The sequence below is a fragment of the Salinivibrio sp. PR5 genome, assembly GCF_001996085.1.
Classification (GTDB): domain Bacteria; phylum Pseudomonadota; class Gammaproteobacteria; order Enterobacterales; family Vibrionaceae; genus Salinivibrio; species Salinivibrio proteolyticus.
Genome location: NZ_MUFK01000006.1, coordinates 84,300 through 91,671 on the forward strand (window position 1 = coordinate 84,300; position 7,372 = coordinate 91,671).

At 50.6% G+C, this 7,372-nt stretch carries 9 protein-coding genes and 1 other RNA gene; 6 read left to right on the forward strand and 4 right to left on the reverse strand.

What is annotated here, in order from left to right; translation table 11 throughout:
- The first annotated feature begins 134 nt into the window (after positions 1 to 134).
- The 5 genes from zapA (at position 135) to serA (ending at position 3,554) form a co-directional block, all read left to right on the forward strand.
- Positions 135 to 440: a cell division protein ZapA gene (gene zapA, locus BZG82_RS04470; protein ID WP_069589763.1), complete on the forward strand. Its 306-nt coding sequence runs from the start codon at positions 135 to 137 to the stop codon at positions 438 to 440.
- Between the two features lie 4 nt (positions 441 to 444).
- Positions 445 to 627: non-coding RNA, 6S RNA (gene ssrS / locus BZG82_RS04475), on the forward strand.
- A 29-nt stretch (positions 628 to 656) separates the two neighbouring features.
- Positions 657 to 1,259 (forward strand): 5-formyltetrahydrofolate cyclo-ligase, encoded by a 603-nt coding sequence (locus BZG82_RS04480; RefSeq protein ID WP_077662295.1) that lies wholly within the window; start codon positions 657 to 659, stop codon positions 1,257 to 1,259.
- Positions 1,260 to 1,313: 54 nt separating this feature from the next.
- Positions 1,314 to 1,973, forward strand: coding sequence for a ribose-5-phosphate isomerase RpiA (gene rpiA, locus BZG82_RS04485; RefSeq protein WP_077765253.1), 660 nt, complete (start codon positions 1,314 to 1,316; stop codon positions 1,971 to 1,973).
- Between the two features lie 351 nt (positions 1,974 to 2,324).
- Positions 2,325 to 3,554 (forward strand): phosphoglycerate dehydrogenase, encoded by a 1,230-nt coding sequence (gene serA / locus BZG82_RS04490; protein WP_069589766.1) that lies wholly within the window; start codon positions 2,325 to 2,327, stop codon positions 3,552 to 3,554.
- 93 nt (positions 3,555 to 3,647) lie between these two features.
- Here serA and yaaA read toward each other — a convergent pair whose 3' ends face one another.
- The gene (gene yaaA, locus BZG82_RS04495) at positions 3,648 to 4,421 is read right to left on the reverse strand and encodes a peroxide stress protein YaaA (protein ID WP_077479993.1); all 774 of its coding nucleotides are present in this window, start codon (positions 4,419 to 4,421) and stop codon (positions 3,648 to 3,650) included.
- 72 nt (positions 4,422 to 4,493) lie between these two features.
- Complete coding sequence (locus BZG82_RS04500; protein WP_077675012.1) at positions 4,494 to 5,918, reverse strand: alanine/glycine:cation symporter family protein; 1,425 nt, start codon at positions 5,916 to 5,918, stop codon at positions 4,494 to 4,496.
- Positions 5,919 to 6,155: 237 nt separating this feature from the next.
- On the opposite strand from BZG82_RS04500, the gene BZG82_RS04505 reads away from it, so the two are divergent.
- A complete protein-coding gene (locus BZG82_RS04505; protein ID WP_069589769.1) occupies positions 6,156 to 6,335 on the forward strand; it encodes a DUF3545 family protein in 180 nt (59 codons plus the stop codon).
- Between the two features lie 102 nt (positions 6,336 to 6,437).
- On the opposite strand, the gene ung is transcribed toward BZG82_RS04505, so the two are convergent.
- Complete coding sequence (ung, locus tag BZG82_RS04510; protein WP_077765254.1) at positions 6,438 to 7,121, reverse strand: uracil-DNA glycosylase; 684 nt, start codon at positions 7,119 to 7,121, stop codon at positions 6,438 to 6,440.
- Between the two features lie 53 nt (positions 7,122 to 7,174).
- Entirely contained in the window at positions 7,175 to 7,300 is a 126-nt protein-coding gene (locus BZG82_RS16655; protein WP_268794307.1) for a hypothetical protein, read from the reverse strand.
- Positions 7,301 to 7,372 lie beyond the last annotated feature (72 nt).

The following is a 7,372-nucleotide window of genomic DNA, read 5'->3' on the forward strand; positions in this document are numbered from 1 at the left end:
TAAATTGACAGCAGATACACAGCTTAGGTATTTCAAAGTGGTGTATCGCTAAAAATAATTGCTAGAATAGCGGACATTGTTACTGTGTCGTTGGCCCAAGAAGAAGAGGCCGCACGAGGAGCCAGCCAACCATTATGAGCACACAACCGGTTGAAATTAAGATCCTTGATCGCTTTGTTCGGGTCAATTGTCCACCAGGACAGGAACAAGCGCTCAAAGAAGCAGCAAGTGAGTTCGATCAACGGTTGCAACAACTGGCTGAGCGCACTAAAGTAACCAACACAGAGCAGTTAATTGCCATTGCTGCTTTAAATGTTTGCCACGAGCTGAATGAAGCCAAGCAATCATTGGTCGACGTCCAAGATCAGGTTAAGCAACGGAGCGCCCTGATGGCGTCAAAGTTGGACACAGCAATGGCCACGCAAGGACCGCGTAAGTAACCCGAATTCCCTGGGGTGTTTGTCAGCGGATCTACGTCCCTGAGCCGATAAGCAAACCTAAGGGTGTGTTGTTACAAGCTACTGAGCAAGCTCGGCACGTACCGAGAAGCCTACGGTTTGTACTGCCCGCCCGCCTTGAACCAGCGGGTTCAAGGGCCTTCGATCCCGACGGCATCCCGGGGCCCTCTTCCAGACAGGCTAGCATCAAGGACAGTTATGCAGCCCAGACAGCAAATACGTCAACAGGTCCGACACGCCCGCCGGCAACTGAACGCAGAACAGCAAGAGCACGCCGCCCACGCGGTCATGACACGCTTTATGGCCTTGCCGTCTGTGATCGCCTCTCAGCATATTGCCTTATATTTATCGTTTGATGGTGAGCTTGATACCACGCCGTTGATTAATGCCTGCTGGCAGGCCGGAAAGTCGGTTTATCTCCCTGTGGTTCATCCATTCAGTCAGGGTCACTTACTGTTTTTACATTACACCCCGACCACCCCGATGCAGTCGAACCGCTACGGGATCGCCGAGCCCAAACTGGATATTCGCTATCTCTTACCCACCCACCAATTGGAGGTGATTGCCACACCCTTGGTTGCCTTTGACGACTGCGGTCAACGGCTGGGCATGGGCGGTGGCTACTATGATCGCACCTTGGCGCTCTGTGCACACCCAAATGCTACCGCGGTCGGTCTTGCTCATGACTGTCAACATTGGGCCCAATTGCCCACCGAGCAGTGGGACATGCCCCTACCCCACGTATTAACGCCCAGTCGCCATTGGCACTGGTCAGCGACGAATTCGCGACCTCTATCCTGACGGCGTCGATACGCTTCGCTATAATCGCCGCCAAAACCCCCATTAGGAGTGATCATGAACCAAGACGATAAGAAAAGAGCAGCGGGCGAAGCGGCGGTGGAATATGTCACACCCGGCAGCATTGTTGGCGTAGGGACAGGCTCGACCGTCAACTACTTCATCGATGCCCTTGAACCGATTAAATCGCAAATTAAAGGCGCTGTTTCTAGTTCAGAAGCATCCACCGAGCGTTTGAAAGCACTGGGCATTGAGGTGTTTGATGCGAACGACGTCGCAAGTCTTGATGTATACGTGGATGGCGCGGATGAAATCAACGCGCGCAAGCACATGATTAAAGGCGGAGGCGCGGCCCTCACCCGTGAAAAGATTGTCGCGGCGATCGCAGACAAATTCATCTGCATTATCGATGACACCAAACACGTTGATGTTCTCGGCGAGTTTCCGCTTCCTGTGGAAGTGATCCCGATGGCACGCTCTTATGTGGCTCGCGAGTTGGTCAAACTCGGGGGCGATCCTTGCTATCGTCAAGGGGTAGTGACCGATAACGGCAACGTGATCTTGGATGTGCACAATATGAAAATCCAAGATCCAAAAGCGCTCGAAGATACCATTAACGGTATCGCAGGTGTAGTGACTGTCGGCCTATTCGCCAACCGTGGTGCCGACGTCGTCTTAACTGGCACTGAAAACGGCGTGCAAAAAATTGCAGACTAAACGCATAACCCATCATGCATAGTCGGTGAGAGCCTCATTCTCGCTCGCAAAAGCCAAACGTTTGCGTTTAGTGTAATCAATAAGTTAAAAGCGCCTTTTTTAAGGTGCTTTTTTTATGGTCTAGAACGGATAATTCTTACCCCTTCGCAAAATTTTTGTTATCTTGGTCACTGTTCTGATACCGGCACATCGCGCGCCCTCCTGCGGCTTCGCGAATGAGATCAGCCTAATGACAGCGCTTCTAGCCGCTTTTTCTTAGCAGACGCGTTAAGGGCACAGGGTCACGATGCGCCCCGGCACTCAGGCGCAACATTGCTACCACTATTGTTTCTAAGGAAGAGAACAGCCCGCATGTCACACTATTCACTGGACAAGAATAAGATCAAAATTCTGCTCCTCGAAGGCGTCCACCCCACAGCGTTAGAGGCCTTCAAGCAAGCTGGTTATACCAATATTGAGTATCACAAAGGCTCCCTCACCGGTGAGGCGCTGGAAGAAGCGATTCAAGATGCTCACTTTGTCGGCTTGCGTTCACGCACCCAGCTGACTGAATCGGTTTTCGCAAAGGCGAAAAAATTGGTCGCGGTCGGCTGTTTTTGTATCGGCACTAACCAAGTTGATCTCGACGCTGCCGCTCAACGTGGTATCCCGGTTTTTAATGCCCCCTTCTCAAATACCCGCAGCGTCGCCGAATTAGTGCTCGGGGAGATCCTGCTGCTGCTACGCGGCATTCCGGAAAAGAATGCCAAGGCGCATCGTGGCGAATGGCAGAAATCCGCCGAACGCTCGTTTGAAGCACGCGGAAAAGTATTGGGGATTATCGGCTATGGCCACATCGGGACGCAGCTGAGTATTTTGGCCGAGAACCTCGGCATGAACGTTTGTTATTACGATATCGATAACAAGCTATCACTCGGAAATGCCGTACAAGTCAACTCGCTGACCGAATTATTAAACCGCAGTGATGTGATTTCATTGCACGTCCCGGAAACCGAAAGCACCCAAAACATGATTGGCAGTGAAGAATTCGCCCGTATGAAGCCCGGCGCTATCTTTATTAATGCCTCACGCGGTACAGTAGTGGACATTGATGCCCTATGTGGCGCGCTTGAGAGCAATCATTTGTCCGGGGCGGCGATTGATGTATTCCCTGTTGAGCCTAAAACTAATAATGACCCCTTCAGCTCACCACTGCAGGCCTTTGATAATGCGCTGCTCACTCCCCACATTGGTGGCTCGACACAAGAAGCGCAGGAAAACATTGGTCTTGAGGTGGCCGGCAAGTTGATCAAGTACTCTGATAACGGCTCGACACTCTCTTGTGTCAACTTCCCAGAGGTGTCACTGCCTGAGCATCAAGGGCGTTCTCGTTTACTCCACATTCACGCGAACCGTCCCGGTGTGTTGACCAAAATCAACACCACCTTTGCCGATGAAGGCATCAATATCGCCGCACAATATCTGCAAACGTCCGCAAAAATTGGTTATGTGGTGATTGATGTCGAAACCGAACAGGCTGATAAAGCACTGAAAAAGCTTAAAGCGATTGAGGGCACGATTCGCGCCCGCATTCTTCACTAACTGAAAGCGGTAAAAAAAAGCCCCATTGGGGCTTTTTTTTATTTAGACACAGCTCTGTGTCGGCGGGGCTGTCGTTACTTTATTGCCAGTGCGTTACTGTTCTTCACGCAGAAAGACCAACTCATTCCCTTTGGAATGTGCCTCGCTAAAATAGTAGCCGCCAACATCAAATGTCTTGATAGCTTCAATGGATGTCGCACGCTGATCAATCAAATAGCGCGCCATCATGCCACGGGCTTTTTTGGCGTAAAAACTGATCACCTTGTATTGACCGTTCTTACAGTCTTTAAAAACGGGGGTCACAATGTCGCCGTCGAGTTTTTTCTTATTTACCGCTTTGAAATACTCATTGGAGGCCAAGTTCACCAGTAATCGATCACCTTGCTCTGCCAAGGTGCGATTCAATGTCTCAGTGATGATATCGCCCCAAAACTGATACAAGTTATCACCGCGCGATGTCGCCAGCTTAGTACCCATTTCAAGGCGATAAGGTTGCATCAAATCCAATGGCCGCAATAGGCCATACAGCCCCGACAGCATTCGGAAATGCGCCTGAGCCCAATCAAAGTCCTGTTCAGACATTGAAGTGGCATCCAGACCCGTATAAACATCCCCTTTAAACGCCAGTACCGCAGGGCGTGCATTATCAGTGGTAAAGGTTGGTGACCATTCAGCAAAACGGACTGCATTCAGACTGGCAATTTTATCACTCACCTTCATTAACGCACCGATATCGGCGGGCGTTAATTGACGACATACCTCGATCAATGCTTGAGAGTGCTCAGTCAGCATGGGTTGGGTATGACGTTGCGTCGGCAATGGTGACTCATAATCCAATGTTTTCGCGGGGGAGACCACAATCAGCATCTTGCTAACCCTTATGTTATCTGTCTGTTGCCAAGACTATCATTCCAGCATAAAAAAGCCACCGCATCACGGTCACTGCTTGGGCAAAGGCCAAGCCTTTTCGTCCAATTGGCTGTGAAGCTCAGGGAAACGGCGACTATCAAACACAGGCACTCGCCCTAACGAACGTTGGGTGTGGTAATCAGCGGCCAAGCGCTTAACAATGCCAGACAGCAATAAGATCGCAATCATGTTCACCAAGGCCATCATGCCCATTGATGCATCCGCTAGCGTCCACACTAAGGGGAGCTCGGCCAGCGCGCCAAACATCACCATGCCCAAAACCAATGCTCGAAAATAAGGCAGTGCCGGACGCAAGCGACCATTGATAAATAGCAAATTGGTTTCTGCATACGAGTAATTAGCAATGATGGAGGTAAACGCAAAGAAGAAAATGGCCACCGCCACAAATTGCTCGCCCCAATCGCCGACCTGTGCACTCAAGGCACGCTGTGTCAGTTCGACCCCCGTGACTTCGCCGCCGGGAATATACTCCCCCGATAGCAGAATAATTGCGACGGTTGCGGTACATATCACCAGAGTATCGACAAAGACGCCCAGCATTTGTACATACCCTTGAGAAACTGGATGAGGCGGATAGGGTGTGGCGGAGGCTGCGGCATTCGGCGCCGAGCCCATGCCTGCCTCATTCGAGAAAAGGCCACGCTTAATGCCCTGAATCATTCCTTGCGCCAAGGTGTAGCCCAACGCGCCAGAGGCGGCTTCATGAAGACCAAAAGCACTTTTAACCACCAGCGATATCACGGCGGGTACTTGCTCTATATTGGTCAACATCACATAACACGCCAGCGATAAATAGAGCAGTGCCATCACAGGAACTAAGACCTCAGCCGTGCGCGCAATTTGACGTAAGCCACCGTAAATGATCAACCCACTAACCAGTGCCAGTCCTGCACCGACATAGGCAGGCGGCCAGCCAAAAGCGACTTGGGCAGCCTGTGAAATCGAATTCGCTTGAACCGAGTTAAACACCAAACCAAAGGCAAGGATCAACAGCAACGAGAATAATATCCCCATCCAGCGCATCCCTAGGCCATGCTCCATGTAGTAAGCCGGACCGCCTCGGAAGTAGCCATCCGGATCGCGGACTTTATAGACCTGTGCCAAGGTACTTTCCGCAAAGGCAGTCGCCATTCCCAGAAACGCCATCAGCCACATCCAAAAAATCGCTCCTGGTCCGCCAAGAGAGAGTGCAACCGCCACACCAGCCATATTGCCCGTCCCGACGCGTGCGGCCAGTCCAGTACACAAAGCTTGAAACGACGAAATTCCCGAACTGTCGCGGCGGCGACTATGACGCATCACAGAAAACATATGAGAGAAGTGACGGAACTGAATGCCACCGAGTTTTAGCGAAAAGAAGACGCCACCGCCGATCAGCACATAAATGAGCACCGAGCCCCATATCAGGTCGTTAATAAAGGTTAAAAGGCTCAAATGACTGTCCCTCGTCGTGTCGTGATTGCTATCTGCGGCGCAATCTTCGCTTGTCTGACCGGTAAGATCAATTGATGGCCGCCCTTGGCTGTGCTGGTCATCACTGTTTTTAAAAATTCAGTGATGACGTTCTCATAAAAAGTTCATCAATCTGCCACAAATGAGAAATACTTCAATTTTACGGTAGGGCGAGCTGTGGTATTTAAAACCTAACCGCAAGGTGAACAAGGGGTGACTATGGATAACTTTGCCTTTAACGACATGTTCGAGCAAGACAAGCCACAACGCAGCGGACGCGCAAAACCAGTCAAACGTAAATGGAGAGAAATTGAAGCGCTGAAGGACAAACAGCGACTGAGAAAAGAATTGGAAGAAATCGATATGTATGGCGATTTCTCTCAACTGGACCTTGATTAACTCACCGATAAAAGGATGCGAAAAAGGTGCTCACTGAGCACCTTTTTTATTGGTCAGATAAAACCTGACCAAGACGGCTTTGCCCCTCAATCACTTGGCTTTCTACGCATCATCCAGTGTGGGTTGCCAATCAATGGGCGCTTTACCTTTCTCGCGCAATAATGCGTTAGTTTGTGAGAAATGGCGGCAGCCCAAGAAGCCTCGATGCGCTGACAGTGGAGAGGGATGTGGCGCAGTTAAAACATGATGGCGCGTACGATCAATCGCTTTGCCTTTCTTCTGAGCATGCGCGCCCCAAAGCAAGAACACCACACCATCACCATGCTGATTGACAGCGTCAATCACGCGGTCAGTAAAGGTCTCCCATCCTAGCTTGGCATGAGAGTGCGCCTTCCCTTGTTCAACAGTCAGTACCGTGTTTAACAATAACACGCCCTGCTCTGCCCAGCTTTTCAAGTAACCATGTGAAGGGATCTGAAATCCCTCGATATCCGTCGCTAGCTCTTTATAGATATTGACCAGCGAAGGTGGCGTTTTCACCCCGGGTAATACGGAAAAGCAGAGCCCATGGGCCTGATTGGGCCCATGGTAAGGGTCTTGGCCTAAAATCACGACTTTCACATCGCCAAGTTCAGTAAAACGAAAGGCGTTGAATACATCCTCTTTGGGAGGAAAAACCGTGACGCCACTGGCCCGGACCTTTTCCACATAGGCAAGCGTATCGCGAAAATACGCTTGCTCCTTCTCGTTGGCTAGCAACTGCTGCCACGTTTGCGCCTGAGTCATGGTTGCTCCTTATCATCACACTGGCGCCATTTTAACGAGACAAACAAATGAAATCAGTGTGTGGCGCGATCTTTTGTTCTTTCTGTGTGGGCATGGTAATGACGCTGGCAGCGCCCTTGTACCGCTCGGTTCGGGGTCGGTAAGCTCGCGTGTGAACGTGGCGATAATGTTCTAGTCATGGGTCGCTCCTTATCTGTGCGTGTGCCTAGAACATCATGAAAAATCAATGCCAAGTTTAAATAGTTATATAT